Here is a 25,219-nt window from a genome sequence, read left to right as displayed (position 1 = left end):
GATCCGCGATCGGAATAGACTTAATGCATCGTCTGATGCCGAGATCCTTCGATCGCCCGCCAACGCCGGCTGCTGGAACAGCTGATAGCGGCGCGCAAGAACAAGGGCTTAACCCAGGCCAAGGTTGCCGAAGCGCTTCGCTGCCCGCAGTCTTTCGTGGCCAAGTATGAGGGCGGTGAACGTCGCATGGACTTCATTGAGTTCCTCGACGTAGCCGAAGCGCTCGAAATCGACCCTTGCGGGGTTCTCGCACGTGTGCGTCGCTTGCGTGACCGATAGCTCGTGCTGTGCTTGGCTTGAGCGACCAACGTCATCGAAATCGCATCCCTGGATTTGCTGCCCTCGCGGCAGATGGTTCGGGCAAAATCGATGACAATGTGGATTATATATTATAGTTGATAAACTCAAGGCCCGTGATCCGCTGACCTCCGCGCATGGATATGCGCAAGCTGGTCGGACGAAATGCACGTAGGATCAGGGAGAAGACCGGCTTGACGCAGGAGCAGCTTGCCGAGATCTCCGGATTCAGCCAGCAGTACATCAGCGGGCTGGAGAAGGGCAAAAGGAACCCCACCATCGTGACGCTTTATGAACTGGCACAAGCCCTCCGTGTCAGCCACATCGATCTGGTGCGACCTGACTGACCAGGATTAAGCGCTATTTGGAAATGGCGGCGCCGCGCCGCGGACATTTCGACCGCATCCGTCGTCTAGATGATGCTGCGCACACCCGGATAGGCGAAGAGGCACGACGTGCTGCCAGTCGCGCCGCCAGCTCTGAGTGATCGCCGGTTGTCGCCGGCCCAGTCCCGGGGCCTGAAGTCCTCCAGAGCCTTCATGCCGGCATGGCGTCCGCGCCCCGGCAGATGGCGCTGAGCGTCGCCACGACGGCTTTACGATCCTTCCGTGACACGAAATCAAGTTAATGGTGGATCGGGCACGTTAGCACTGTCGCCTGGGGAAAGGTGGCGCCGATCGCCTCCCTCTTGGCCAAGCAGTTCGCCAGCTTGCCGTCTTACCAGCACCTCGCCAATCTCGTCGCGTTCTTGTTTAGGCGTTGCAACAGATCCTTCAAAGAAATTCATGGAATCTTTGCGACCGCAAATCGCCGTCAATGGTACGCTCACCACAATTTTCGAGTTCAGTGACGGCAGAAATCTAATGCGTTTTATGTTCCGCTGCCGAACAGCATTTGCGAAGAGCGCGAAATGACAAAGCCAGCAGGACGAGGGTTCGGTTCTTCTATTTGGCGTCGTGCTGGCCAATGATAATACTTATCGATCACCTAATGACAGCAGCACATCTTGTTCGCCTTCGGATCCTGGGCCTTTGCGCGCATGCCGACCTGACTGTCTGCGAACTAGCGGAGATTCTCGATTTTCGTCGGGAGCACGTTGCGCGACACGTCCGGATGCTCGCCAGAGCCGACTTTCTTTGCGGCAACGGACAACGTCCTTGGTCCTCATATCATCTCAATGCAGGGGGCAAGGACGGAGGGTTGGTTCAATTCTTGGTCGATCTCCTGCCCCGCGACGATTGGTATCAAAGCGGGACCTGGAGCGGCTCGAGGCGGTACAGACGCGTGGTCGAAGGAGACTGCTGCTTGATCGTAAAAAGATCTGCCCAGATGGGAGCGCGACACTACTATGAAGAACTCCGCTGACGCAGCCATCGCAGAGCCCGGCACATACGGATGGTCTTCCTTGGTCCACGTCGATTGCCACTTCACGAACTAGGTCTACGGCAGGAGCGGACGACGCTCAAACTCATCGCATCTGAGAACTTTGCCTCCTCAGCCGTGCTGGAAGCGACCGGCTCGATCTTCACGAACAAGTACGCCCAGGGGTACCCGGGTGCGCGCGACTACGCGGGAAACGAGATCGTCGATGAGCTTGAGACCCTCGCGATCGGGCGCTTGAAATCGCTGTTTGGCAGTGAGCACGCCAACGTCCAGCCCTATTCCGGCTCGCCGGCCAATCAGGCCATCTTTCGAGCACTGTTGAGTCCGGGAGACAAAGTGATGGGCTTGCCTCTCCCCGAGGGCGGCCATCCGACCCATGGTTGGGCCGGCAACTTCTCCGGCAGCGATTACCAACACGTCCCTACGCTGCAATGGCAGAAATCGCTCTGGAGGCGAACTCCTATCTCGTGGCCGACATTGCGCACACTGCGGCCTGATTGTCGCTGGAGCGCATCCGAATCCGGTGGCTCATTGCGACGTCGTCACCAGCACGTCTCACGAGTCGATCCGCGGGCCCCGTGGAGGCTTTATTTTGTCGAAGAATGAAGATCGCTATCAGGCGCTCTATCATCCCACGAGTAAATACAATCTCGCCAGACGGATTGATCGCGCGGTGTTTCCTCAACTGCAAGGTGGGCCGCACATGAATATCATCGCCGCGCTAGCTGTTGCTTTGAAGGAAGCCGCGACCCCCTTTTTCCGTACCTACGGTCACCGGATCGTCAGGAATGCCAAGACTCTGGCCGAGGCGCTTCTGGATCGTGTTTATGACCTGGTCAGCGGCGGGACTGACAATCACATGCTGATCCTTGATCTCCGGACCGGCCGCTCTCAGGCAAAGCCTATGCCGAGCGCCTGGCAAGGGCAGGCATCATTACGAACTTTAATATGGTGCCGGGCGACCCGCGCGACCCGGCAGTCACAAGCGGAATCCGCTTGGGGTCGCCGGCAGTGACGTCCATGGGCATGCGTGAGGGGGAATGGTGCAGATCGCCGCTTTCATCGACTCCGTCTGCCGCCAGCCCGACGATCAGGAAGTTCATGCGAGCGTACGAAGAGACGTTGCCGACTTCTGCACTGCGTTCGACGTCCCAGGCATCCTCGACCGGTAAGCCACCCCAGTCCGGAAACTCCCCACTTAACTCCAACACTTGAAGCGAGGGCATTCCATGACCAGGCAGTTCGTGTTCTCTTCCGAATCCGTTGGCGCGGGACACCCGGATAAGATGGCAGATAACATCTCCGATGCAATCCTCGATGCGGTCCTCCGTACCGATCCGAAGGCGCGCGTCGCCTGTGAAACGTTGGTGAAGACAGGGATGGTCGTTCTGGCTGGCGAGATCACCAGCCACGCGGAGATTGATTACAGCCAAGTTGCCCGCGACACGATACTCGATATCGGGTACAACGATGATGCCATCGGCTTTGATGGTCGACGTTGCGCCCTCGTTCTGGCTCTCACCGAGCAGTCGCCCGACATAAGCCAGGGCGTTGACGAAGGACGAGGGCAGGATCTCGAGCAGGGCGCGGGGGATCAGGGCCTCATGTTTGGATTCGCTTGCAACGAGACGGATATATTGATGTCCTTGCCGATCCAACTCGCCCATCGTTTGACGAAAGACAGGCAGAGATCCGGAAAACGGGACAGCTTGGCTGGCTGCGTCCAGACGTGAAATCTCAAGTGTCCGTACGCTACGAGGGTTTCCGCCCGGTGGCGCTTAGTCCTGTTGACGCAGCATGACGAGGCGGTCTCACGAGCCACGGTCCGCGAAGGCGTCATTGAGGAGATCATAAAACCGGTCCTGCCGCCCGACTTGGATACGACGGGGATCAGATTCCTGGTCAATCCAACCGGCCGGTTCGTGATCGGTGGGCCGCACGGCGACTGCGGGCTTACCGGGCGCAAGATCATCGTCGATACCTACGGCGGAATGGGGCGTCACGGCGGCGGCGCCTTTTCGGGCAAGGACCCATCCAAGGTTGACCGCTCGGCCGCCTATGCGGCGCGGTACGTTGCAAAAAACGTCGTTGCCAGCGGCCTTGCAGAGGTCTGCGAGGTTCAGCTTGCTTACGCGATTGGTGTGGCCGCGCCGGTCTCTATCCTCGTCAATACATTCGGAACCGCAAAGATCGAGGAAAAAAGGATCGAGCGCCTTATTCTTGAGCTTTTCGATCTCCGACCGAAAGGCATCATCAAGATGCTTGATCTCTTACGCCCGATATACCGCAATACGGCGACATACGGACACTTCGGCCGTGAAGAGCCTGAGTTCACCTGGGAGAAGACGGACAGAGCCGACGACTTGCTGCGTGAAGCAGGACCGGCAGCTGCGTGAGGGCCGCTGGATCAAGCGCATGCGGCAACTCGCTAGACCGGCGCCCGGCCGGCATAGCAAAAAGCCGGTGGGGTAGTTCGCGGAGACATCATTGATGCCGAACTATGACGTGCTTTGTATCGGTAATGCCATCGTCGACATCATCGCCCAGTGCGACGGCATTTCTGCAAACCAACGGCATCATCAAGGGCGCGATGAACCTGATCGACACGAGGCGCGCCGAACTGCTCTACAGCCGCATGGGCCCGGCCATCGAAGCCTCCGGCGGCAGCGCCGACAACACGGCGGCGGGCGTCGCGAGCTTCGGCGGCCGCGCTGCCTTCTTCGGCAAGGTCTCGAACGATGCGCTCGGCGAAATCTACGCCCATGACATCCATGCGCAGGGCGTCGCCTTTGACACCAAGCCGCTCAATGGCGAGCCACCGACGGCGCGCTCGATGATCTTCGTTACCCCAGACGGCGAGCGCTCGATGAACACCTATCTCGGCGCCTGCATCGAGCTCGGGCCGGAAGATGTCGAGGCCGACAAGGCGTCCGCTGCGGCGCTGGCCCAGATCCGCAAGGACTGCAAGATCGCTGCCGTCACCCGCTCGGAAATGGGCTCGGTCATCGTGCGCGGCGACGAGACCGTCACCGTCGACGCGACCAAAATCCGGGAGCTGGTCGACACCACCGGCGCCGGCGACCTCTATGCCGCCGGCTTCCTCTACGGCTACACGCAAGGGCGGCGCAGCCTGAAGCATTGCGGCGATCTCGGCTCGCTGGCGGCCGGGCTGGTGATCCAGCAGATCGGGCCAAGGCCGCGGCATAATTTACGCCACGAGGCTGAGCAGGCAGGGTTGATCTAGCCGGGCGACTCAACGACAAGCTGCCCGTCTCCCCTCCTGCAGGCTGTGCGGGGAAAGTGCGCGTAAATCGAAATTTTGTATGCGCATCCGCGTGAGACGGCAGTCCGCGGCATGCCACGATCGAAAAGGTTGATTGTGGTGTCGCCCTCCAGTGCGAACCCTCTGCCGTGCGATATGGGAAGCGTACCGATCGCCAGCTCGACATGTCGCACATATTGCTCACCCGCCATCGTCGACCTCGTGTGGCAACAGGTCGGCCGGAATAGGAATGCGATAGAGCGGGTAAGCGGCCAACTGGTGAATTGACATGAACGCATCGCCCGATTGAGGTTATCCTGCCGAGAGCGCAATGCGTTGTTCAAGCAAGTCGAGACGATCATGGGCAAATACAAAGACCATCGTCAGCCACGCCGGCATCGCCATGACGATGACACGTTTTCTTTGCGGAACAGTCTTCCGAGCCATCTACTTTCAGCGTTCGTCGAACGTAACCGCGGACCTTGTCGACGCCGAAGTGATGTGGTTCAACACCAGCAAGGGTTTTGGCTTTGTCAAATTGCCGGAGGGCATCGAGGCCTATCTGCACATCCGGGTACTTGAGGCGGCGGGAGCCGCGGCGTTTACGAGGAAAACACGTCCAAGGTCACAACGGAAGAAAGCCCCAAGAGGTCACCAGGTCTCGGGAGTGCTGTAGGTCGGCGATCAAACCGCGAGAGTTGCGCTGGAAAGTCCACCGCCGGGACGGGTGCCCAGTTGGAGAGCGAGGGCACCGTTAAGTGGTACAATCCCCCAAAAGGGCTTCGGCTTGATTGCTCCTGAAAACGGTGAGAGCGACATCTTCGTTCATGCCCCGCGCTGACCCGCTCAGGACTCGGCATGCTGATGGAGGGTCAGAAGGTGTTTGTTCAATGCGGGCAGGGCAAGAAAGGCCTGGACGTTCGGGGAATTCGCCTCGCTTAAATGCGATGGTCCTGGGACCGAAATCACGCCTCAGACAAAGAAAAAGCCCGCTGCCGGGAGGAGGTGGCAGCGGGCTCTATTTCGAATGAGACGCGGGAGGAGGTGCGCCCCATTCAGCGTCGGCACCACATCTGGGAGGAGTAGATGGCCGACAACATGATCATACCGATAGCTGCGGATATTGCAATGCACAAATTTTATATCGCAAGTGCGAAATGATGCCGGATCCGCTCGATCGATCCTGACAAAGTGCGGTCAGGCTGCGGCTTTCTTGCGGGCACGCTTGGCAGGTGCCGGCGCTCCCGGTTCCTTCGGCTTGCGGCCCAGACCCATGGTCTTGGCCAATGCCGAGCGCGCCGCACCGTAGTTCGGCGCCACCATGGGATAGTCCGCCGGCAGCCCCCATTTCGCGCGATATTCGTCGGGCGTAAGGCCATAGTGGGTAGCCAGGTGACGCTTGAGCGACTTGAACTTCTTGCCGTCGTCAAGGCTGACAATGTAATCGGGTGTAACCGATTTTCTGATCGGTACGGCAGGCTTGAGAGCTTCCGACTTTTCTGGTGCGGTACCACCAGTAGTGCCTTTCAATGCGATGTGGATCTGGCCGATAAGCCCAGGCAGTTCACCGACGGGAACCGGATTATTCGAAACATAGGCTGAGACGACATGGGCGGAGTTCGATGAGGTTGTCAGCTTTCGTCTCAGCTTCTTCGGTCATGAAAACGCTCCTGCGGGCTTAGATTAGGCGGTGCAGAATCAATTCATAGCTTAATAGTGACGACCGCGTTTGATAGCAACCAAGCCATTGCACGATCTGCTGGCGGATCGCTACACACCCGGCCGCAGCCGCGGATCTTCTTCTTGAAGCGTCATCGCCCTGACAACACACTGTGCCATGGTCGCCGCGTCGGTGCGGCGCCTCTTCCCGCAAATCGGCTATTTGGAAGGTTGGAGGAACGAATGAACGCTGAGGCTTTCAGCAGCCCCCTTTTCGTGAAGCGCGCTACGCACATCATCCAAGAGATTGCCGGCCTTGCGGATGCAATCGATTTTCTCAATGAATGGCCGGAAGATCGCAGAGACCTGATCCACGAAGCCGCCCTCAGGGCATGCTACGATGCATACGATGAGCGCAAGCCGGTAAGCACGGCGCGCAATGCCTTTTTCGGCTTTGCGAAGCGGGTCGCCATATTGGAAGATCCAACCTCCGCGATGCAGTGGATCGCCGCCTGCAGATCGGGCAGTGGAAAAGTGCAGGTGTAGACTTCGACGACGTGTTTGAGACTGGCGCGAGGCGCGTCAAAGAGTGCAGTATGTCCAGGTTTCAGCTAGACCACGCGAATGAGAAGCAGTTCCTCACCACCGACTACAAAACCGCAGATCGCACGCAACCCTGACCATGGCCAGACGCAGCTCATGGCGATCGCTTGGTCGCCAATGGCCAGGTTCGGCGGTGCAGATGCAGTGGTCGGGTTCGGCTGAGTAAATAAATGCGACCCGGGGCTGTTTGCCTCATAGTGGCTGTGGAGGAGGGGAGAGATGACCGGCTTGATCAGATTTGAGAGGCCAGTCATTGTTCAGGTTAGCCGCCGGAGCTCGGAGCGAATCGTGTTGGACGTCAACGACGCAGCCGCTATCTTGCTCCGGGATCTGCATCATGAGACCAATAAACGCAGAATAGCGATGGACACCTGTCTGCAGGTGTTACGCGGTAAGACCCATCCACCAGCCGCTCGACGAGCTTTCGTGGCAGCCGCGCTCGAAGCACGCATTCTGCGCAGCGATTGAGATCTAGGACGCCGCTCATGAATTTCGGCCATCTGCGCATCGCTATTGGGCAGAACACCCCTGCCGGCATCCGCCAGGAGCAAGCCAACCCCGCTCTTTCCGCGGTGGCTTTCCCGGTCTGGCGCCGGACCTTCCACCATCAAAACACAAGAGGATGCCAGCCAGCTGCGGCCGCTCGGCTTCGCCGTCGCGGTGATCGTGATTGCAGCCAGAGGTAAACGGAGCCATAGGGCGAGAATTGGCCCGCTGCAAATGGCACAGCGTCGATGCCGCCACAACGGTCTCCAGAAGTGCCGTTCGAATCCTTCCCCAGCTTGGCCCTACATCCGATCTCCCGGAACGCGCTCCGCGGATCGGTGGCGTGTGACCGCCGATGCTTCTCCCGATGGTCGGGAGCGGGTTTCGGCGATCAAGATCGGAAAGATGATAGTGATACTGAATTATATCCGAAACTGGCTGGCTGTGAGCCGTCTCCACCCCGGCGGCTTTTCATTTGCGGCTAGAAACTGGCATATAGGCCAAGGGCGAGGAGAGGCATGGCACGTAAACCGTTCATTTCAATGGGCGAGGAAGAGTTCACGAAGTCTAGATTTCGTAGGCTCTCTCGGGCTGCCAAGGTCGAGCTTATGGTTACGTGGTTTCAGGAGCACTTCGAAGATCCGGCCGAGAAGACTCCCTACGAAAGTGCAGAGGGCGGTTACCAATGGATTTGGGGTGGCCCTTACAACGCGGATGAAGAGATTCAGGACACGTTTTCCGAGGTTGTCGACTTCGACACGATGCAGAAAGCCGTAGAGGAAATTGAAAAGGACGGCTTGTATGACTGGGCTCCGACCGACATCGGGAATGACGCGCCATACGAAGAGGACGACGGAATCTATAGCATCAACGATCCCCTGCCGGACATCATCCCACCTGAAGATGTAGAGGACGATGACGCGCTGACGGTCGAACAACTTCGACAGGAAATGCTTCAGCGCCTAGATAGACTTGAAGACCTGATCAGAGCCGGCCAACGCGATCGGGGGATGATCGGCCACAACAATCCGCCAAGTCCGATCGATGACCTTCCTGTTACCAGAGGCGACTTGGATGAAATTCAGCGCGCTATCGGGGAACTTCGCCATCAAGCTCAGGCACCTGAGCCTGCAATTGAAGCTGTTCACGCAAGCAGCACCGTGCTCCGGCGCGTAGCAGGGACCATTGGAGGCTGGTTAGTGGACCGTGTTAATGCAACCGTCGATGCTGGGATTCAAGGTCTGATACCGGGTGCGGTCGGTGCTGTCGTTATTGCATACGCTGGCCAGCTGTATGAGCTACTTCAAGGTGCAGCTGCTGCGGCAATGCACTGGGTTCAAGCCCTGCCGCTCCCTTTCTGAAACTACACACGCGAGAACACATATTCATGACTCGATGAGATTTGCTTGCGTGGTCGGCACTCCCGCCCGTAGGATCATCGATCCCGACTCACCAAGAGGCCTGATATGGACATTCCATTAGCAAACGGAATCGTCGCTGATTTCCGCAGCCAAGAGAACCTCGGGCTAGCGCTGGACCACCAGCACTATGCCGGCGATCTCGTGGAGGCTTGGAACATCGATGCGGAGGAATGGATTCGCGAGAACTATCCCGATGCCGACGACGAGACCGTCGCCAATGCGGCGCTTCGGATCGAGGAAGCAGGCCCTTGGGTATACACCGACCGGGAGTTTTGAGCCCAGGGTCCCACTCGTTAGATAGAGTGCGGATAATCTACAGGCTGAGTGCCACGTGGATCATCCGCCTACGTGCAAAACTTGGAAGTTTCTCATGTCTGCTAAGTGTTGTAGAAATAATAAGAAAAGAAGCTTAACTGGGGTTCTTGGAAGCTTTTCGAACTTTCTGTCTGGCACCTCCAGCCGAATTGCGAGCGCTCGCGAGGGACGCTGGGATGTCAGAATTTGCGATGGGACAATCCGACGCATCGACTGTCACGTTCAAGTCGGAGGAGTGCCGGCCGAGGCGATTGCGGTCCTCTCGGCAACGCCGGATCAGATCGAGGTCGCCGGGCTCAAAGGTGTAAAGTCGGGCCAGGTCGTCACGGTCCGCCGGGAATCCCGGTAGTTGTTCCCGCTCGGCTTCGCTCAGCGTGCTTGCGCCTTCGCTCATCAGCGCGCTGATGACCATGGCCGGAAGCGGAAAGGAGAGGTGGCGCCGCAGGTCGGCGGGCTGGGGCTGGGTCGCCAGCGTCTCGAACAACTGCGCGGCGATCGCCTCGACCTGCTGCGAGCAGCTTCACCCTGCGGTTTTTGAAGACCGGCGCCACGATCGTGCGTAACCGGGCATGCTCGCCCCCTTCGTGCGAGACCAGCCACCCCGGCGAACCGAGAATCACCGAATCCGGGGTGAATGCCGCACCCTCTAAGCGATGGAAGGGCGGAAGGTGACCGGTATGCGTATTTCGTAAAAGCCGGACAGGGATTCCGCTAAGTCGCGGACAGGCGTTTCGCTAAGTCCCGGACAGTTTGGCGGCGGTGGTCCTCGGGTGCCTGGTTGTCATCATGGGCGATTGATTTCGCCGTAAGCCGCGGTCTTCGGCGAGCGACTGACGGCTGGCTGAGTAGTTGCCGAACCATGAAGCCACCCGGGCTCCGCGCTTGGCTCAAACTCCCCGCGTTCAAGCCTTTGCAGCGTTAGACTAGCTCGCTGCAGAGCGGCCCTCACTGCAAGTGCAGTTTTGTGGATGCTCCACGGATCGTCACTGTAGCCGTTGTCGGCTAGGATACCCTTAGCCCTGCCGATGCATCAATCCCTCATCGATTTCCAAAAGACATTCTCGATTGGCATTGTCCCCGGGATGGGATCAGCGATGCCTTCCACTCCAGCAACTGGATCGGTTGATGGCAACGGATATTTTTTCCACATGCCCTCGTACAGCTCGGTGTGCCCGTGGAGCTGTTCACTCGGATTGTCGTAGAATTTTGCAAGCCATTCGTCGTGCACGGCCTTGGCAAAACGGTGCGCCTCCCGGTCCGTGATGAGGCGCGGTGTGAGCGCATCTACACCGGCAGCAGCAGGACGACCCAAGCTGGTTCCATTGACCGAGCGATTTCCGAGCCGAAGCTGCGCCCACTCGCGTTCAAACTCCGCAAGCACCTCTGCGTATTTCCTTAGTTCCCAGCGTCTTGTTGACTTCTCAGCGGCCGGTCAACACGGCAATGTCGGCTGGAACCCGCTTTCGGAACCAGCAAACGCCGGTCTTGCGATGCTTTGTTGGACGGCTCATAGCTAGGACCATGTGTAACACCTGTGCGTAGCACTCGGGTAGCCTAAGCATTAATTTTGCTGGTTTTTCAGCTGCATCAACACCTCAGCAAGGTGATGGTGCCCAGAGGCGGATTAGGCGGAAGCACGTTGCTCGCTCTCAAGCGCTCAATTCCCGGAAGGTATGGGCGACCGCGAAACCCTATAGGGGCAAATCGCCACATTAAGTCCGCCGTGCCGAAAAGGCCAACTGCCGGTTGGTAGACGCGACGCACCCGGCCGCGTATGATTTTTTCACGATCCGCGCACCGGGCAAATCCCGACCCACCCCGCGCTCGGTGGTCGCTTGGTCGACCCGTCGCTCTCCTGTGCGGCGGGTTTTTTTGTTTCCGGATGAAACAGTTGGTTGGAGGGGAAGTTCGTCCCTTCGGCATCTCTTGTGCAGAATGCCACAAGAGCTGTTCGGAGAGTTGGATGAGTGTGCAAAGGGATTGGTCCAATTGAAGAGCACGCAATAATCGCAATCCTCAACAGGGCTGACCGTGGGGACAGCATTTCGATCAAGGCGAAATCGACCATATTCGGCACGCTGCGCCTATAGAAGCAGCTACTGCCCTCGGCCTGTCGGTGGCATCCGATAAGGGCGGGTAGTAGCCGTTCAATCTAGCGCGAGCCGGTTGTCCTCGCCACAGTTGTTCGCGGTCCCATTGTACGAAATTAATTGTTGATTTTTACAAGCGGCGTGCCAACAAATGGGTGCTTGGGTTTATGTCCAGGGAGGCCTCAGGTGGACATCGAGACGGACTGCGAGCGCATAGCCGTGGAGCTTGTGCACGAGGCCATCCAGAAGGTCCCGCACGGTGGCGCAGTCTCCGTCAAGGCCGTTATAGCTGCGGTTCGCCAAGATGGCCCTGAGCTCGAAATCAGTAACACGGCCCTGGTCGACGTTATCGTGGCGACCGCTCCGGCGTTTGGACGCGCAGTAGCCTTCGATCTTAACGAATAATGCTGTGACAACTCATCCGGCCGCCTCCGGGAACCTTCAGCAACCAAATGAGTTGCGTAAAAAGCTTAAGGCGAACCGTTATGGCCACCCGAGATAGGGATAATCGTTCCTTCCGAGAATTGATCAGTTCGGAAGATAATCGTCGGAAGTTGCGCAAGCAGCTAAGCCTGTTGGACGACCGACCTTTGCCGCCGAAGCTTGCTGCTTTAGCGGTGGAGCTTCAGGAGGAGCTTGAGCGGCGAGAGCAAGAATGGGCTGAGGAGACCGCGGCTGCCCTAGTTCCCAGCAACGTGCCGCATTTTTTCAGCCCCTCAGTCAGCGTGAGAACTGAGCCTCCCGATCAGACGCGCAGCGTCGACACTGCTGAGGCAGCAGTTGAGGAACTCCTGAACTGCACTAAGCGTGGCCCCAAGTGGAACCTCGCGCTGCGCGTTTGCATTGCCGTGATTGCCGACAAGATGGAGGCTGAGGAGGCCCGTAAGGCATTCCTGGCTGCTGCCGAGGAGGAGGAGGTATTACGCCACTTTGGTTAGGTCTCCTGGATGCCCGCGCAGCCCTACCCGATCGCGGCCCGCTCAGAAATTTCTACCAAATATTCCGACCCACTCTAGTTACCCTTCATGACAACCCTTTGGTTTGTCCCTCGGGTGTTCGTGAAGATTGATCGGACGGCGGCAGGCATGGCTGCAACAATGCGAGGGCAGCCCTTGAGCAGCTCAAGAGGTGGACCCGGAGAGGACCTCGCTGGCACAAGGCGTGGACGCTTTGCCTGTTAGCGATGGAGGGCGATCGGATTGACCCTCATGTCGTCGCTAGGCTTTCGTGGCTGCCGCTAAGGAGGCGGAGATGTATCTCTCGCCCGAGTAGGAGGTGTCATGGCCCTATATGGGAAAGACGGGCCATTTATCCATCGAGCTTCAACGGCTCATGTTCGGGGAGATAATGATGCAGCACCTCGCCACGGTTTCGCTTGTCGAACGTGAGGCCACACACGGGGCAGACTCGAAATGCTCTGCTTCGTCGTTCACAGGCGGCCCGTGGCGCTTGCCCCTGATCCCGGTTGCGGGGTTGTTGGTTCTATCTCGGCTCACGTTGATTGTCCGAACTGTGATGGGGACGGCCCGACAGCCGCTGCGGGGTAGGCAACCGACCGGCGGGCCTAACCGGCGGGGTGTGGTCGTGTCCGCCGGCTGGGACCAACAATAAGCCGTTTCGTGCAGAATTGCTAATTTAGTAAACGATCACAATCCGTTCCACTAGCCACCAGATGGGACGGGCCTAGACTCGATTCTGTGCGTAAACGAGTGAGTTCCGGTGCTGGCCGGCTGGAGTTCATTTGTCCGATGATGCCCACCTTGGTGGCCAAGCCGGCCCAAGGAGACGATTGGACTCACGAGTCAAGTCGACGGCCACTGCTCTCAAATTCTCATCGACAACGAAGTAACCCGGTTCTTTTGATGTGAAAATGTCTCCTATCTGCGGCAATTCACATCAAGTCATCCGGAATCCTGCATACTTGTAATATTTGTTTTGCAGTCTTTTAACATAATTTAATGAAAAAATGCTGTTCATTAGCCCAACATTACAGCTAAAAGTGAGTCGGACCTGCGCGGATGGCAGCAGGAATCGGAATTTTGACCACTGCCAGGAGAGAATATGCCTTCCATATCTACTCGCAGCGCCAACGCAACGGACGCAGAGACGGTCGCCCGTTTCATTCACGCGCTACTCGATGAACTCACTGGCGGGAAAGCGCCCACGCCCGAGGTCGTCAGACAAAGCGCGGATACGGTGCTTGCCGACGCTGGCGGGGTCGCTGTGATCGCAAGTGCAGATGACGAGCCGGTCGGCATCATGGTGCTGAATGAATGCACGGCGATCTATGCAGGAGGCAAGTTCGGCTACATTTCGGAGCTGTATGTTCGACCCGACATGCGCTCCTAAGGGATTGCCCCTCATCTGCTTGAGGTCGCCTCGCAGGAAAGCCGTGCTCGTGGCTGGAAGCGACTTGAGGTTGGAGCGCCCGGGCAACCAAAATGGAAGCGCACGCTCGATTTCTATCTGCGGAACGGGTTCGAGGAAGTCGGCCCTCGGCTCTGTCGGATAATCTAGACTCAGAGTGTCTGCTGTGGACTGCTCAAAGCAACCTGCACGATCTCAGCGGATTGAGGTCCGGCGTGGTCGCTGCCTGCCGCTGCAATCGTACCAGCATCGTCATCGCAAATGTGTGCCTCAGATAATGCAAGGTTCCCGTCACGCCGACCGCCCGGAACGCATCGGCAAAAACCGCCGTCAATCGGGTCACGCTAACGGCGTTTCCTTGAGTGTTGAGGAACCGAGCCGAGGGCGGCAATCTGCCAACCTACAGGGGCGCTGCATAGACGACCGCACCTGACGTGCACCCGGTTACGCAGCGTATAGCCGAATAACGGATCATTCCTATGAGGGTAGTTTCATGAAATTGTATGCGAAATTCTTTGGTGGAGCGGCAGCGTTGCTCGCTGCCTGGCCGGCGATGGCCAGTGCCGCGGTGGTGAGCGAACCGGCGCGCTACAATCCCAATTTCTCGTTCGTTGGCGGCGTCGGCGTCATCGACATCGAGGCCAACGAGCTAGTCTATCAGGCTCCCGGCAGCGGCTCGAAGCTGAGCCACCTTATCTGGGAAGGCACCGCTCCGGTCATTTCAGCCGAGATGACGGCGCGCAGCGAGGCCGGCTGGACCGCCAAGCTTTCCGGCCAGATCGCCTTCAGCGGCGACAGCTACATGGAAGACTATGACTGGATCCCGACCAATGATGGCTGGAACGACTGGATCCCGCCATTCTCGACCAAAGATGGCTGGAACGACTGGAGCGACCGTTCGCGCCATTCCGACACCGATCTGGATCACTTCTATTCGGCAACCGTCGCGATCGGCCATGACTTCCAGGTCAGCAACCAGCTGCTGATTAACGTCAACGGTGGCTTCAAGTACACCTCGGTCAAGTGGACTGCCTATGGCGGCTCCTATGTCCACAGCGGTGACCGCTTCCGGGATTCGGTTGGCGACTGGCCAGGAGGCACAAAGGTCGGCAGCTACCAGCAGAACTTGCCGGTCGCCTTTGCCGGCATCGATACGACCTATGTCAAGGATCACTGGAACTTCGGCTTTGCGCTGAAGGGCGGGATGACGTTCTCGGCCGGCGATACCGATCATCACTGGACGGGTGACGAGCGCTTCGAGGATGATTTCGAATCGGCGCCGGTTCTGATGGTCGGCGGCAGCGTCGGCTACCAGTACAACGAGCGGACCAGCTTCTTCGTCTCCGGTTCCTACGAAAAGGTGTTCACCGCTCGCGGCGACTACAACACCTATGACATTCCGACCGGCGCAAAGAGGGACGGCGACGACGACCGGATCGGCGGCGATTTTGCCGCGGCGGCAGTGATGGTCGGCATCAAGACCTCGTTCTGATTGAACGAACTCGACCGGAACGCCAAACCGATGTCTGCACGGCGCAGCCGAGCTGTCGTTCCGCGGTAGACCGTCTCTGATCTCGCAGCATCGTCCTTGTCCCCGATTGGTATTAGGAGAGAGATGCAAACCGGTTGGGCCATCGAATAGGCCCATTGCGACAGCTGTGAGCTGATAGCCCTCAATCGTCGGCTTCCAGACAACGTCGAGCCGCACTCAGAACCCGCGTTCAACTTTATCGGACGATTGGTACCAACAGACGTGTTGTTCACCGCCCACTGAGAGCGCGTCGCACCGAACATTCACGGCAGCGAGGAAATGGCCCGATTCTTTCGATGTGATCGAGCGTGAAGCACGCGACGTCGGCTGAGCAAGACCGAGCGGTTCCTCCACCATCTGCATGAACATGCTCCGGAACTTTCAATCGCGGCTGACCTGGCCCGCCGAACTGGCTACCCTTGCGGCAGGTCTCAGCCGTGACATTGAGGCTGTCCGGGCGCCAATCACCAGTCCTGGAGCACGAGCCCGGTCGAAGGCCAGATCAACCACCTCAAGACGACCAAGCGCCAGATGTACTGGCGCGCCGCCTATCCACTCCTCCGGAGCCGACTTCTGGCAGCCGCTTGACCCAACCGGACAAAGGGACACCCGAAAAAAGTAGTCCCTGCCCCAAATATGCGGAAGAACCCAATTTGGCCTAAGCTTGACGCGCCCGCGCGCCTGACGGCGCGTGCCGGGTGCTCGTGAACCGAGCCGCTTTTTCTTCGGCAGGCTCAGGCGGTCTCGGCCATCCGGCTTCGCCCCCTGGCGCGGGCAGCCTGTCGGCTGCTGACGGTCGCCGGCCTGTCGGCCGACGCGGTTTGTTCGTTGGCCTTTCCCGGCGGCGCGGGGTGGGCGGCACTCCCTTCTAGGCCCGCCGCGGCATCCCGCAACCCTTCGCTTCGCTTCGGGTCCTACTCTTGCGTTCCGGTCCTTCGGATGCGGTCCGCCTCCGACGGCGGGCCTTTCCGGTCGCGTCTCGCCGCCCACCCCCTTTCCGGGGAAAGGCGCGGCGAGTGGTTAGCGGAGGACGAAAGGAATGCGTGCAAACGACAAGCGTTGCGCCAGCGCAGAGGCTGGCGCGGCTAAGGGCGGGCGCCCGGGCGCCAGCCTTTATCAGGAGATCACGGACAGCATCATTGCCGAACTGGAGCGCGGCACCGTGCCATGGGTCAAGCCATGGGGCAGCGCAAAGGCCGACCTCGGTCTGCGGGGGAATGCCGCCACCGGGCGCCGCTATTCCGGCATCAACATCCTCATCCTGTGGGGCGCCGTCATCGAGCGCAGCTATCCCGGCCAGAACTGGCTGACCTTCCGGCAGGCGCTTGCTCTTGGCGGCAATGTCAGGAAGGGCGAGCGCGGCACAACAATGGTGCATGCCGACCGCTTTGTCCCCAAAAACGAGAAGGAGCGCGCCAAGACAGACGGCGACAAGCCGCAGGCCGTGCCCTATTTGAAGCGCTTCACCGTCTTTAACATCGCGCAGTGCGACGGCCTGCCCGAGCACCTTTACGGCAACGCCGAACCGCTGCCCGAACGCGAGATCATCCCACAGGCCGAGGCGCTTATTGGAGGAAGCGGCGCGGATTTCGCATCGGCGGCGATCGCGCTTTCTACATGCCGGGCAGTGGCACCATTCAGGTGCCGCCGAAGCCGGCATTCTTTCAGCAGATCGACTATTACCGCACCTGCTTCCACGAGCTTGGCCACTGGACCGGCCACCCGGCGCGGCTGGCGCGCGACCTCTCCGGCGCCTTCGGTTCCAAGACCTATGCGCGCGAGGAATTGGTTGCCGAAATCGCCGCAGCCTTTGTCTGCTCGACGCTCGGCATCGAGCCGACCGTGCGCCATGCCGACTATATCGGCACATGGCTGAAGGTGCTGCGCGAGGAAAATCGCGCCATCTTCCGCGCCGCCAGCCTTGCCTCCAAAGCCGCCGATTTTCTTCTTGGCTTTAACGCCGAGACCGAAGGCGCGCAACAAGATGAGATCGCGGCATGAGCGTCGCGCGATCCCGACACCCTGCAGACCGAACCGACGCCGCAAGGCGAGCAGACGCTCATTCCCGTGTCCGGCCGGTCACCACGCGCAACCGCCTTGCCCTCTTGGCCGACGCGCCCGCGCGCGGCGCAGAAGCCGCTCGATACCGGGCTGCTCGATGAAGCCGACAGAAATCAACTCGACCTGATTTGAGAGGAGTTTTCCCATGATCTTGATCACCGACGAACTGCGCGCCCAGCTGCTCGCCAATGGCGCAACTGACATCGAGACCGACCATGTCCCGGTGGTAAGACTATTTCGATCCAACCGGGCCAGCAACCTGGCTTCTCACCGAACTCGACGCCGACGGCGACACAATGTTCGGCCTTTGCGACCTCGGCTTCGGCTTCCCGGAACTCGGCAGCGTCAGCCTTGCCGAGCTTGCAAGCGCCAAGGCTCGGCGTGGCCTCGGCATCGAGCGCGACCTCTGGTTCAAGGCGCGCTTTCCGCTCTCCGTTTACGCCCAAGCGGCGCGCAGCGCCGGCCACATCACCGAAGCCGAGCGGCTTCTGCGGCAGGCAGCGGAAGCACTGCCAAATCCTATTCCGAGCTTCCGCCAGACGCGGCGGAGCAAGAGCGCCGATAAGGCGCAAAACCGCCCCCGCCGCGCCGGCCTTCGGCCCTTGCGGCGGGGACAATTCCACCCCCAACGAAGGAGACGAACCATGCAGCTTGCCCACATTCCTTTCGACCGGCTCAGCATTTCCACGCTCACATGGGGCCATTCCAGCGCGCCCGACGTGTTGGACATGCTGCCGTCCGTTCGCGCGCGCGGCGTCCTTGTGCCGCTTCTGGTGCGGCCCGACATCGAGCCGGATAGCTTCGAGATCGTCGCCGGCCGGCGCCGCTATCTCGCCGCGAAGTCGCTCGCCGACGAGCGCGGCGAGGGCGATGCCTTGCCCTGCGCCATCATGGAAGACGGCGACGACTCCGATGCGCTCGAGGCCTGCTGATCGAAAACTTCGCCCGGCTCGATCCCGACGAGGTGTCGCAGCGGGAGACGTTTTCGCGGCTGATCAAGGAGGGCTGCAGCGTGCCGACATCGCCGCCACTTTCGGCATCACCGAGCTTTTGGTCAAACGCATTCTGGCGCTCGGCGACCTCTTGCCGAAAATCCGCGAGGCCTATCGGCGCGAGGAAATCGACGCCGAGACGGCGCGCAATCTGACCAGGCCTGCAAGGCGCAGCAGAAGGATTGGCTGGCGCTTTATGCCGATCCGGAGCAATACACGCCGCGCGGCGACCAGTTGAAACAATGGCTGTTCGGCGGCCAGTCGATTTCCTCAGAGGTGGCGCTGTTTGTCGTCGAGGATTATCCGGGCCTGATCGTCTGCGACCTGTTCGGCGAGGACAGCTATTTCGCCGACGCCGACCTGTTCTGGCAAAAGCAGAACGAGGCGATCGCTGCCAGACGCGACGCCTGTCTGGAAGCCGGCTGGCCGACGTGGCCGTGCTGGAACCGGGGCAGTTTTTCCAAGTCTTGGGACCACGAAAAGACGCCGAAGAAAAAAAGGTGGCAAGGTCTTCATATCAGTCTCGCATCGCAGCACGGTCGAGTGCCACGAGGGCTGGCTGTCGCGCAAGGATGCCCGACGCGCCCGCGCGCAAGGCGAGGGCGGCGAGCACGAAGAAACCTCCGCAAAGCCGTCGCGACCGGACTCACCGGGCCGATGCAGAACTATGTCGATCTGCATTGCCATGCCGCGGTGCGCGCGGCCATGCTCGACCGTCCGGGTGTCGCGCTGCGCCTGATGGTGGCGCATCCCATCACAGGTTCGGGCCTGTGGCAGGTTCGCCGCGAGCCGCAGCGCACCGCCAATGAAGCGGTGGCGGCAAGCCTCGCAGCCTGCAAGGCCGAAGCCGTATTCTGCGAAGGCGGCGCGAGGTTTTGGCGCTGCTGGGGCAACCGGAGGAGGATGGCGCGGTCGCCGGCGGCAACGGCGATGCCTTTGCCACAGCGCGCGTCTTCGCCCGGCTGTTGACGCTGTCCGACGACGATGTCCTGCGCGTTCTCGCCATCGTCATGGCCGAGACGGTCGAAGCCGGCAGCGCCGTCATCGAGGCGCTTGGCAATCACCTGAATGTCGATATGGCCAGCTCGCTGGCAAGCCGACGACGCCCTCTTCGACCTGTTGCGCGACAAGGAAATTGCCAATCTGATACTCGCCGATATCGGCGGCAAGCATGTCGCCCACGGCAATGTTTCGAGAAGGTGAAGACGCAAAAGACAACCCATCCGCGACTTCCTGTTCGACGAGAACAGCAGGGAGAAAGTCGACGCATGGCTGCCGCGCTGGATGAAATTCCCCGCCGAAAGCTACACGACCCGCGGCGGCTTCCGCACCGCCGATCAATGGGCCAGAGTTCAGCCGCTGTTCATGGCCGAATGAACCAGCCAAGCCAGGCGGAGGCGATTTCGAGTGCCGCCGCCTGCCACCTCTCTCGGGCGATGCCGGCTGCACCTTTGCGGCTTTTCCGGCGCGCACCGCACGCGAAATCCCGACGCCAACTCATCGCCTTCGCCAGCCTGCGCCGCGCCGGGATGCTTGCCGAGGCGCAACGCGGATATAGCCACGTCCGCCCCTGGCGATGGTGTCTGAACCTGCGCAAGCCCGATATCCGCGACGCCGCTGGCATCGTGTCAACCGATCGCGCGGCCTGTCTCCTAAGCGGTCTTGCGGGACAACGCGATAGCGGCCATTCGCGGCAACGTTCGTCGTTATCAGCAGCGTCTGGAGGTGCTCGCCCGGAACCTACAAAAGAACAAGGAAGAGCTGAAAATCCGCCGGTTGTTCAATCGGGACGAATGGGCGATCACCAGTGCGAGCCGGTTTGCGAGCAGTCGATCGATAGTACGCTCTCCTCGGTCATGCTGGCGATGCGATCAATGCGCTGCTCGTCGCCGCGGCCAAAATCTGCGCCTGATCCTCACTCGCGCTTTGGCTTGCCTGGTGCCTGCAAGCACTCCAGCCGAAAACGGCGAAATCGGATGCTTCCACTCGTCTTCCCGGGTCAGAAATATTAACAATATCAACAGCTTAGCCGTTGTTCAGGGCCGACTACCGAGTCTGCGCCGCGGTAGGATTCGGCTCGGCTGAGAGCATCAAGCCGAGCGCCCCCGATACGCAAGGGCTCGCCTATACTCGTGCCGGTCATCTACGGCTCGGCAGATCGCCAAGGCCCTGGCGGCAAGCATTCCGGATCAGGGCGAGGTTGGGTTTTGGCCATGCGTCGCGTGTGGGTCGCTGACTTGAGGTGATGTGCGTCCGGCGGCCCGCCTCGTCGCCTCGTCGAGGTTAGTCACCGAAATGATGCGCTGACCGCCGGCCAGCGGACTGACCGAAGACGCATCCACATTCTGACTCGCTGAAAAAGATGATTCAAGAGATACGAGCCATCCCCAAGGTCGGCCGGAGCGTCCCGCTCGGCCCAAGCGTGAAAGATATCATCGCCACCCACGAGGCTCTAAGTCGAACCGCAACCCTTCGCTCTCGCTTCGGGTCCTTCTCTTCGTTCCGGTCCTTCGGATGCGGTCCGCCTGGACGGCGGCCCTTCCGGTCGCAACTCGCCGCCCGCCCCGCTTCCGTCCCGCTTCCGGGGAACGCCGCGATTGGCGAGCGGAGGCAAAACGACGCATGCAAGATAGAAGCGTGCCGTCATCGAAGAGCCAGGCAGCGGCGGGGCGCCATGTCCTTAATTCCCGCTTTGCGACCGTCGAGCGTCGGAATCGCTCCTGTTTCCGTCTTGCGAAGGCCCGTGCGCAGGAATCGGCACAGGCCCTCGTCCGAGCGGTTCTCCGCTCGCTCGCCGCCTCGATCACAGCCAACAAAACGGGCGCGAGGATTGCTACAGGCAGAAGCAGCCGAAGCCATCATCGTGACGATTTGCTCTTTTGCAGCTCGGTTCGTTCAGCGTTCCAGTCGGGTGGGGTCTGATCGAGAATGTTGCGAACGAAGAAGTCCAGGAGTTTGCGCTCAGTGTAGATGCCTGGCGCGTTGTGATCGGCACCAGGCACATAGACCATGTCGAAATCTTTTCCCGCCTTGATGAGTCGGTCGGCAAGCTGCAGCGAGGAGGACGGGTCGACATTGCGGTCCATTTCGCCGACGACGATCATCAGCTTGCCCCGCAGCCTGTAAGCATTGTCGATGGCGGAGGATTGGGAATATTCAATGCCGACTGGCCACCCCATCCACTGTTCGCTCCACCTGATCCTGTATATCCGGTTGTCGTAGCAGCCGCTGTTGGCGACCGCGACCTTATAGAATTCGGGATGGAAGAGCAGCGCGCCCACCGCGTTCTGGCCGCCTGCGGACCCGCCGAAAATGCCGACATTGGAGATATCGTACCACGGATACCTCGCGGCGGCCGCCTTGTGCCATAGAATGCGATCGGGAAAGCCTGCGTCCTTCAGATTTTTCCACGCGACGTCATGAAAGGCGCGCGAGCGGTTGTTGGTACCCATGCCATCGATCTGCACAACGACGAAGCCCAGCTGCGTGAGCGGCTCTGTCCGCGTTGAGAAGGATTTTGGGACGCGGGAGCCCTGGGGCCCGGCATAGATATCCTCCACCACCGGGTACTTCTTCTTCGGATCGAAATTGGCGGGCAGGTGGATCACGCCCCAGATATCAGTCTTGCCGTCGCGCCCCTTGGCGTGGAAGCTGAGTGGCGGCTGCCAGCCGGCGGCGACGAGCTCGGATATGTCGGCGGTCTCCACCTCCATGAGTTTGACATCGTCGCTGGCGCGGTAGAGCATCATGCGCGGCGGCAGATCGATGCGTGACCAGAGATCGACATAGTAGCGGCCGTCGGGAGAGAACTCGACATGGTGGTTGGCCGGCTCGGGCGTGAGCTCAGTGAGCCCCTCACCGTCGAAGCCGATGCGGTACGCATGGACGAAATAGGGGTCCTCCCCCGGGTTCCTCCCGCTCGCCTCGAACCAGATCTGGCGCTTGACCGGATCGACATGGTTGACCGCGCGGACCACCCACTCACCGCTGGTGATCTGGTTCTTGAGCGCGCCCGTCTGGCCGTCGAACAGGTACAGGTGCTCGTGCCCGTCGCGCTCGGACGCCCAGATGATCTCCTTCCCGTCGTCGACATCGTAACGAAAGATTTTCCCGGTACGGTGCTGGTTCATCACCAGCGGCCGGTAATCAACGAAGGTCGTGCTGGTCTCTTCGATCAGCGAGCGTGCGCGGCCCGTGGCGGCGTCTACCTCGACCAGCCGATAGAGCTGATGCCCGCGCTGGTTATATTCGAAAGTAAACCCGCGACCGTCCGCCCACCACCGGAAAGGGGAAAGTTCGAAGGGGTTGGAGAACAGGGCGTTGTCGATCACGATCTGGCGCAGGCCGGCAATGTCGAACAGGACCGGCTGGGGCAGCGGAAGGACATCGCCCGGCTTGGGATAGACCATTGTCGAATATTCGCGCTGCAACTGGTCCGTCGACGAATTGAGGTAGGGGACCTCCCGCTTGTAGCCGGGGCGAACGCGGTAGGCCGCGAGATGGCGCGAGTCCGGCGACCAGCTCAGTGTCGAAAAGACGTAGTGATTGCCCTCGGATCCATCCCGGCTCAGCGCAACATCCTGCAATCCGTCCTTGCTGCGCAGCAAAACATTGCAGTTCTTTATAGAGACGATCCATTTGCCGTCGGGCGAGACGCTCCTCTGGTCGCGGTTGTTCTCAGCCGGTGGCGTGTAGTGGTGGCTGAGCTGAAACTTCGGGGCGTCCACATCCAAGTTTGTGCTGGTGCAGGCATAGCTTTCAATGTCGCAGCTCCACCGGACCTGCTCAATCATGAAGTCGAGCCTGCGACCATCCTCGGTCAGTTCGAAACGCTCGAAGGGAAGATCGCCGGCCTGATAGCTCTTATGGCTCGCTTCATTTAGCGCGGCCGCCAGACGGGCCTGATCGAAGGCGGCCCGTTTCAAACCCGTGGCAGCATCGACCCGCATGAACTGCTGCTCGCCATGGGTAGTCCGGCGGTATACGAACGCGTTGGCTCCAGTCAGCCAGAACGGCCCCTCGGGGACATTTACGGTGAGCCCGCGATAGCGACGGTTGATCGTCAGTGCCCGCTCCCAATCGCTCAGCACTAGCGGTGGATGTGCACCGTTCGAACCGATCTTGACCATATCTGTTCACCGCTTTCGGTTTTCGGAAGACACATTGTTGGATCCGGCTTTTCATCGCCGGTGTGCAGCAGCGTTGAGCGTTGCTCGAAGGAGCCAGCACGCGGGTGCGGCCTCGATGGCAGTCAACATGACCGTCGCCCTACGCCGATTCCAGGAACTGGCCGGGTGAACCAGACTGAAGAGTTGGCATCCGAGCCAGCAGGGTATTTTCCATGTCCACAATGATGGAATGTTCAAAGCCCGATGACGCTTGCAATCACACTCCCTTGCTGTTCCTGCACCGGAAACGGAAACGGGGCCCGGCACGAAGCGTTGGCTATCGACATTCTCTGCATGGCTGGCGTCAGTCCGTTGATCCGTGTCCGGAGGACGACGCGTCGCATATCCGACAGCTCGGATAACCCCAAGTCACATTGACCTTGGGTGTATGTCGGGTTGACAAGAGTGGACCGTCGGGCCGACGGCAAAGGGCGCACGAGGCGCCCTTCATTCGACTCGGGCTGCGCGTAAGCCGCCTTCGCCTTCCGTTGTCAGAAATGGTACGTGACGCCTGCGCCTATCAGCCAGGGATCGAGCTCCGCCTTTCCCGTCTGCTTCGCGCCGGCCACCGTGACGTCGAAGTCTGGCTTCAGGAAAAGCTTCTTCACGTCGAAGTTGACGCCCCAGTGCTGGTCGACCATGTAGTCGAACCCGACCTGCAGCGCGGTGCCGAACGTGTTCTTGACCTTGAGATCATCGGCGCTGCTGGCTTGCTGATGATAGAAGATCGTATAGTTCACGCCGGCGCCGACATAGGGCTTGAAGGCGCCGAAATCGGTAAAGTGATACTGCAATGTCAGCGTGGGCGGCAGCAGCCAAACCTTGCCGATATTCCCCAGCCCGCCAATCGAGCCTTGGCCTGTGATGTTGGCATAGGTGGTGCCGAGGATAAGCTCGGCTGCGACGTTGTCCGTGAAGAAATACGAAATATCGAGTTCCGGCGTTACGGTGTTCGAATAGGAAAGACCGGAGCCGGGCACCGCGTTAACGTAGCCCGAATCCTCAGTGATAACCCCCAACGCGCGCAGGCGGATCTGCCAAGGGCTTGGCCATTCCGTGAACAAGGCACCCTTATCCGGGTCGCACGGTTCTGCAAGGTCTGCCGCGGCCGCCTGCTGTCCTACCAGCAACAGGACGACGGCCGCTGTGAGTCCCCGCAACACGTTCATTCGCTTTGTTGCCATAATGTTGTTTCCTTGCTCGTTAGACTTCACTGTGAATAGTCCTGCCGTGTTGATTGCTATCTACAGAATACTGGCGCGCATTATTCGCAAATTCTGCGCGCATTGTTAGACCTGTACTCACTTCGTCGAAGTTCGCCCTTGTTGACCTGCCGGTCGCCAATGAACGGTATCGGCGTGCTAGCCCATCGCGCTGCCAAGGAAATCGTCGCCCAAGGCAATGAATGCGGCCCGCTCGGATTGTCCTTGCCGTAGCTGTGCCCGCCTGCGCTGGTCCCATAGAAGTAAGCGGGAAGGCACCGTATTAACGTAGCCCGAATATGACCCCGAGGCCGCGCAGGCGGAACTGCCCAGAGCTTGGCTCTTAGATTGGTGTCGAAGACGGGCACGGGTAAGGGGGAGG

The 25,219-nt window shown here is 59.9% G+C and carries 21 protein-coding genes and 7 pseudogenes; 20 read left to right on the top strand and 8 right to left on the bottom strand.

The genetic code is table 11. The annotated features are described in order from the left end of the window. Positions 1-51 precede the first annotated feature (51 nt). From AC0L2Z_RS32400 to AC0L2Z_RS32375, 6 genes and pseudogenes are all read left to right on the top strand, one after another. Entirely contained in the window at positions 52-279 is a 228-nt protein-coding gene (locus tag AC0L2Z_RS32400; RefSeq protein WP_473630305.1) for a helix-turn-helix domain-containing protein, read from the top strand. A gap of 155 nt (positions 280-434) precedes the next feature. Next, positions 435-644 (top strand): helix-turn-helix transcriptional regulator, encoded by a 210-nt coding sequence (locus AC0L2Z_RS32395; protein ID WP_473537081.1) that lies wholly within the window; start codon positions 435-437, stop codon positions 642-644. A gap of 1,001 nt (positions 645-1,645) precedes the next feature. Further along, positions 1,646-2,852 (top strand): annotated as a pseudogene (glyA, locus tag AC0L2Z_RS32390) (serine hydroxymethyltransferase). A 57-nt stretch (positions 2,853-2,909) separates the two neighbouring features. Continuing rightward, a pseudogene (gene metK, locus AC0L2Z_RS32385) lies at positions 2,910-4,076 on the top strand (methionine adenosyltransferase). Positions 4,077-4,170: 94 nt separating this feature from the next. After that, positions 4,171-4,924, top strand: a pseudogene (locus AC0L2Z_RS32380) (adenosine kinase). 421 nt (positions 4,925-5,345) lie between these two features. Continuing rightward, positions 5,346-5,618, top strand: a complete 273-nt coding sequence (locus AC0L2Z_RS32375; protein WP_473630303.1) for a S1 domain-containing protein — start codon at positions 5,346-5,348, stop codon at positions 5,616-5,618. 521 nt (positions 5,619-6,139) lie between these two features. Here the strand turns inward: AC0L2Z_RS32375 and AC0L2Z_RS32370 are convergent. Further along, a pseudogene (locus AC0L2Z_RS32370) lies at positions 6,140-6,602 on the bottom strand (Ros/MucR family transcriptional regulator). Between the two features lie 242 nt (positions 6,603-6,844). Between AC0L2Z_RS32370 and AC0L2Z_RS32365 the strand changes: the two are divergent. The 4 genes from AC0L2Z_RS32365 to AC0L2Z_RS32350 all read left to right on the top strand — a co-directional run bounded on the left by AC0L2Z_RS32365 (position 6,845) and on the right by AC0L2Z_RS32350 (position 9,387). Next, complete coding sequence (locus tag AC0L2Z_RS32365; protein ID WP_473630302.1) at positions 6,845-7,147, top strand: DUF982 domain-containing protein; 303 nt, start codon at positions 6,845-6,847, stop codon at positions 7,145-7,147. A 276-nt stretch (positions 7,148-7,423) separates the two neighbouring features. Continuing rightward, a complete protein-coding gene (locus AC0L2Z_RS32360; protein WP_473479235.1) occupies positions 7,424-7,672 on the top strand; it encodes a DUF982 domain-containing protein in 249 nt (82 codons plus the stop codon). 536 nt (positions 7,673-8,208) lie between these two features. Then, positions 8,209-9,051, top strand: a complete 843-nt coding sequence (locus tag AC0L2Z_RS32355; protein ID WP_473630301.1) for a hypothetical protein — start codon at positions 8,209-8,211, stop codon at positions 9,049-9,051. Positions 9,052-9,156: 105 nt separating this feature from the next. Continuing rightward, positions 9,157-9,387, top strand: a complete 231-nt coding sequence (locus tag AC0L2Z_RS32350) for a hypothetical protein (RefSeq protein WP_473479240.1) — start codon at positions 9,157-9,159, stop codon at positions 9,385-9,387. A 133-nt stretch (positions 9,388-9,520) separates the two neighbouring features. Here AC0L2Z_RS32350 and AC0L2Z_RS32345 read toward each other — a convergent pair whose 3' ends face one another. The 3 genes and pseudogenes from AC0L2Z_RS32345 to AC0L2Z_RS32335 form a co-directional block, all read right to left on the bottom strand. Continuing rightward, positions 9,521-9,820: a DUF4158 domain-containing protein gene (locus AC0L2Z_RS32345; RefSeq protein ID WP_473630304.1), complete on the bottom strand. Its 300-nt coding sequence runs from the start codon at positions 9,818-9,820 to the stop codon at positions 9,521-9,523. Further along, positions 9,818-10,067 (bottom strand): annotated as a pseudogene (locus AC0L2Z_RS32340) (cytochrome P450); the annotation flags it as partial. The pseudogene AC0L2Z_RS32340 and the gene AC0L2Z_RS32345, both read right to left, overlap by 3 nt. Positions 10,068-10,456: 389 nt before the next feature. Then, on the bottom strand, positions 10,457-10,807 hold the full coding sequence (locus tag AC0L2Z_RS32335) for a hypothetical protein (RefSeq protein WP_473630300.1): 351 nt from the start codon (positions 10,805-10,807) through the stop codon (positions 10,457-10,459). An 895-nt stretch (positions 10,808-11,702) separates the two neighbouring features. Between AC0L2Z_RS32335 and AC0L2Z_RS32330 the strand changes: the two genes are divergently transcribed. The 3 genes from AC0L2Z_RS32330 (at position 11,703) to AC0L2Z_RS32320 (ending at position 13,865) form a co-directional block, all read left to right on the top strand. Next, a complete protein-coding gene (locus tag AC0L2Z_RS32330; RefSeq protein ID WP_473630299.1) occupies positions 11,703-11,921 on the top strand; it encodes a hypothetical protein in 219 nt (72 codons plus the stop codon). 80 nt (positions 11,922-12,001) lie between these two features. Next, entirely contained in the window at positions 12,002-12,454 is a 453-nt protein-coding gene (locus AC0L2Z_RS32325) for a DUF982 domain-containing protein (protein ID WP_473479247.1), read from the top strand. A 1,123-nt stretch (positions 12,455-13,577) separates the two neighbouring features. After that, positions 13,578-13,865, top strand: a complete 288-nt coding sequence (locus tag AC0L2Z_RS32320) for a GNAT family N-acetyltransferase (RefSeq protein ID WP_473630298.1) — start codon at positions 13,578-13,580, stop codon at positions 13,863-13,865. 193 nt (positions 13,866-14,058) lie between these two features. On the opposite strand, the gene AC0L2Z_RS32315 is transcribed toward AC0L2Z_RS32320, so the two are convergent. Then, entirely contained in the window at positions 14,059-14,226 is a 168-nt protein-coding gene (locus tag AC0L2Z_RS32315; RefSeq protein WP_473479252.1) for a hypothetical protein, read from the bottom strand. 150 nt (positions 14,227-14,376) lie between these two features. Between AC0L2Z_RS32315 and AC0L2Z_RS32310 the strand changes: the two genes are divergently transcribed. Together AC0L2Z_RS32310 and AC0L2Z_RS32305 are read left to right on the top strand one after the other, a co-directional pair. Continuing rightward, a complete protein-coding gene (locus AC0L2Z_RS32310) occupies positions 14,377-15,375 on the top strand; it encodes an omptin family outer membrane protease (RefSeq protein WP_473630297.1) in 999 nt (332 codons plus the stop codon). 1,078 nt (positions 15,376-16,453) lie between these two features. After that, positions 16,454-17,415 (top strand): annotated as a pseudogene (locus AC0L2Z_RS32305) (ArdC family protein). A gap of 78 nt (positions 17,416-17,493) precedes the next feature. Here the strand turns inward: AC0L2Z_RS32305 and AC0L2Z_RS32300 are convergent. Next, positions 17,494-17,634: a hypothetical protein gene (locus AC0L2Z_RS32300; RefSeq protein ID WP_473630306.1), complete on the bottom strand. Its 141-nt coding sequence runs from the start codon at positions 17,632-17,634 to the stop codon at positions 17,494-17,496. Between AC0L2Z_RS32300 and AC0L2Z_RS32295 the strand changes: the two are divergent. From AC0L2Z_RS32295 to AC0L2Z_RS32275, 5 genes and pseudogenes are all read left to right on the top strand, one after another. Beyond that, positions 17,621-18,040 (top strand): annotated as a pseudogene (locus AC0L2Z_RS32295) (DUF2958 domain-containing protein). The gene AC0L2Z_RS32300 and the pseudogene AC0L2Z_RS32295 overlap by 14 nt on opposite strands. Before the next feature lie 79 nt (positions 18,041-18,119). Continuing rightward, the gene (locus AC0L2Z_RS32290) at positions 18,120-18,407 is read left to right on the top strand and encodes a ParB N-terminal domain-containing protein (protein ID WP_473630296.1); all 288 of its coding nucleotides are present in this window, start codon (positions 18,120-18,122) and stop codon (positions 18,405-18,407) included. Continuing rightward, complete coding sequence (locus AC0L2Z_RS32285; protein WP_473630295.1) at positions 18,388-18,705, top strand: hypothetical protein; 318 nt, start codon at positions 18,388-18,390, stop codon at positions 18,703-18,705. The genes AC0L2Z_RS32290 and AC0L2Z_RS32285 overlap by 20 nt, the downstream gene beginning before the upstream one ends. Next, positions 18,702-19,436 (top strand): hypothetical protein, encoded by a 735-nt coding sequence (locus AC0L2Z_RS32280; protein ID WP_473630294.1) that lies wholly within the window; start codon positions 18,702-18,704, stop codon positions 19,434-19,436. Before AC0L2Z_RS32285 ends, AC0L2Z_RS32280 begins: the two co-directional genes overlap by 4 nt. Next, positions 19,343-20,479 carry a hypothetical protein gene (locus tag AC0L2Z_RS32275; RefSeq protein WP_473630293.1) on the top strand — a complete coding sequence of 379 codons (1,137 nt, stop codon included), beginning with the start codon at positions 19,343-19,345 and terminating at the stop codon, positions 20,477-20,479. The genes AC0L2Z_RS32280 and AC0L2Z_RS32275 overlap by 94 nt, the downstream gene beginning before the upstream one ends. 846 nt (positions 20,480-21,325) lie before the next feature. Here the strand turns inward: AC0L2Z_RS32275 and AC0L2Z_RS32270 are convergent. After that, positions 21,326-23,596: a S9 family peptidase gene (locus tag AC0L2Z_RS32270; RefSeq protein WP_473630292.1), complete on the bottom strand. Its 2,271-nt coding sequence runs from the start codon at positions 23,594-23,596 to the stop codon at positions 21,326-21,328. Positions 23,597-24,126: 530 nt separating this feature from the next. Beyond that, entirely contained in the window at positions 24,127-24,819 is a 693-nt protein-coding gene (locus AC0L2Z_RS32265; RefSeq protein ID WP_065011139.1) for an OmpW/AlkL family protein, read from the bottom strand. Positions 24,820-25,219 lie beyond the last annotated feature (400 nt).

It is taken from the genome of Mesorhizobium sp. WSM4850, assembly GCF_055811735.1.
The sequence above is the reverse complement of the archived record's forward strand: the minus strand, read 5'-3'. Positions and strand labels throughout refer to the sequence as shown.

Excerpts from the sequence above, each read along its gene's own strand:
- AC0L2Z_RS32395 (WP_473537081.1), top strand. The coding sequence starts at position 435 with ATGGATATGCGCAAGCTGGTCGGACGAAATGCACGTAGGATCAGGGAG.
- AC0L2Z_RS32375 (WP_473630303.1), top strand. The coding sequence starts at position 5,346 with ATGACGATGACACGTTTTCTTTGCGGAACAGTCTTCCGAGCCATCTAC.
- AC0L2Z_RS32365 (WP_473630302.1), top strand. The coding sequence starts at position 6,845 with ATGAACGCTGAGGCTTTCAGCAGCCCCCTTTTCGTGAAGCGCGCTACG.
- AC0L2Z_RS32360 (WP_473479235.1), top strand. The coding sequence starts at position 7,424 with ATGACCGGCTTGATCAGATTTGAGAGGCCAGTCATTGTTCAGGTTAGC.
- AC0L2Z_RS32355 (WP_473630301.1), top strand. The coding sequence starts at position 8,209 with ATGGCACGTAAACCGTTCATTTCAATGGGCGAGGAAGAGTTCACGAAG.
- AC0L2Z_RS32350 (WP_473479240.1), top strand. The coding sequence starts at position 9,157 with ATGGACATTCCATTAGCAAACGGAATCGTCGCTGATTTCCGCAGCCAA.
- AC0L2Z_RS32345 (WP_473630304.1), bottom strand. The coding sequence starts at position 9,820 with ATGAGCGAAGGCGCAAGCACGCTGAGCGAAGCCGAGCGGGAACAACTA.
- AC0L2Z_RS32325 (WP_473479247.1), top strand. The coding sequence starts at position 12,002 with ATGGCCACCCGAGATAGGGATAATCGTTCCTTCCGAGAATTGATCAGT.
- AC0L2Z_RS32320 (WP_473630298.1), top strand. The coding sequence starts at position 13,578 with ATGCCTTCCATATCTACTCGCAGCGCCAACGCAACGGACGCAGAGACG.
- AC0L2Z_RS32310 (WP_473630297.1), top strand. The coding sequence starts at position 14,377 with ATGAAATTGTATGCGAAATTCTTTGGTGGAGCGGCAGCGTTGCTCGCT.
- AC0L2Z_RS32290 (WP_473630296.1), top strand. The coding sequence starts at position 18,120 with ATGCAGCTTGCCCACATTCCTTTCGACCGGCTCAGCATTTCCACGCTC.
- AC0L2Z_RS32285 (WP_473630295.1), top strand. The coding sequence starts at position 18,388 with ATGCGCTCGAGGCCTGCTGATCGAAAACTTCGCCCGGCTCGATCCCGA.
- AC0L2Z_RS32270 (WP_473630292.1), bottom strand. The coding sequence starts at position 23,596 with ATGGTCAAGATCGGTTCGAACGGTGCACATCCACCGCTAGTGCTGAGC.
- AC0L2Z_RS32265 (WP_065011139.1), bottom strand. The coding sequence starts at position 24,819 with ATGGCAACAAAGCGAATGAACGTGTTGCGGGGACTCACAGCGGCCGTC.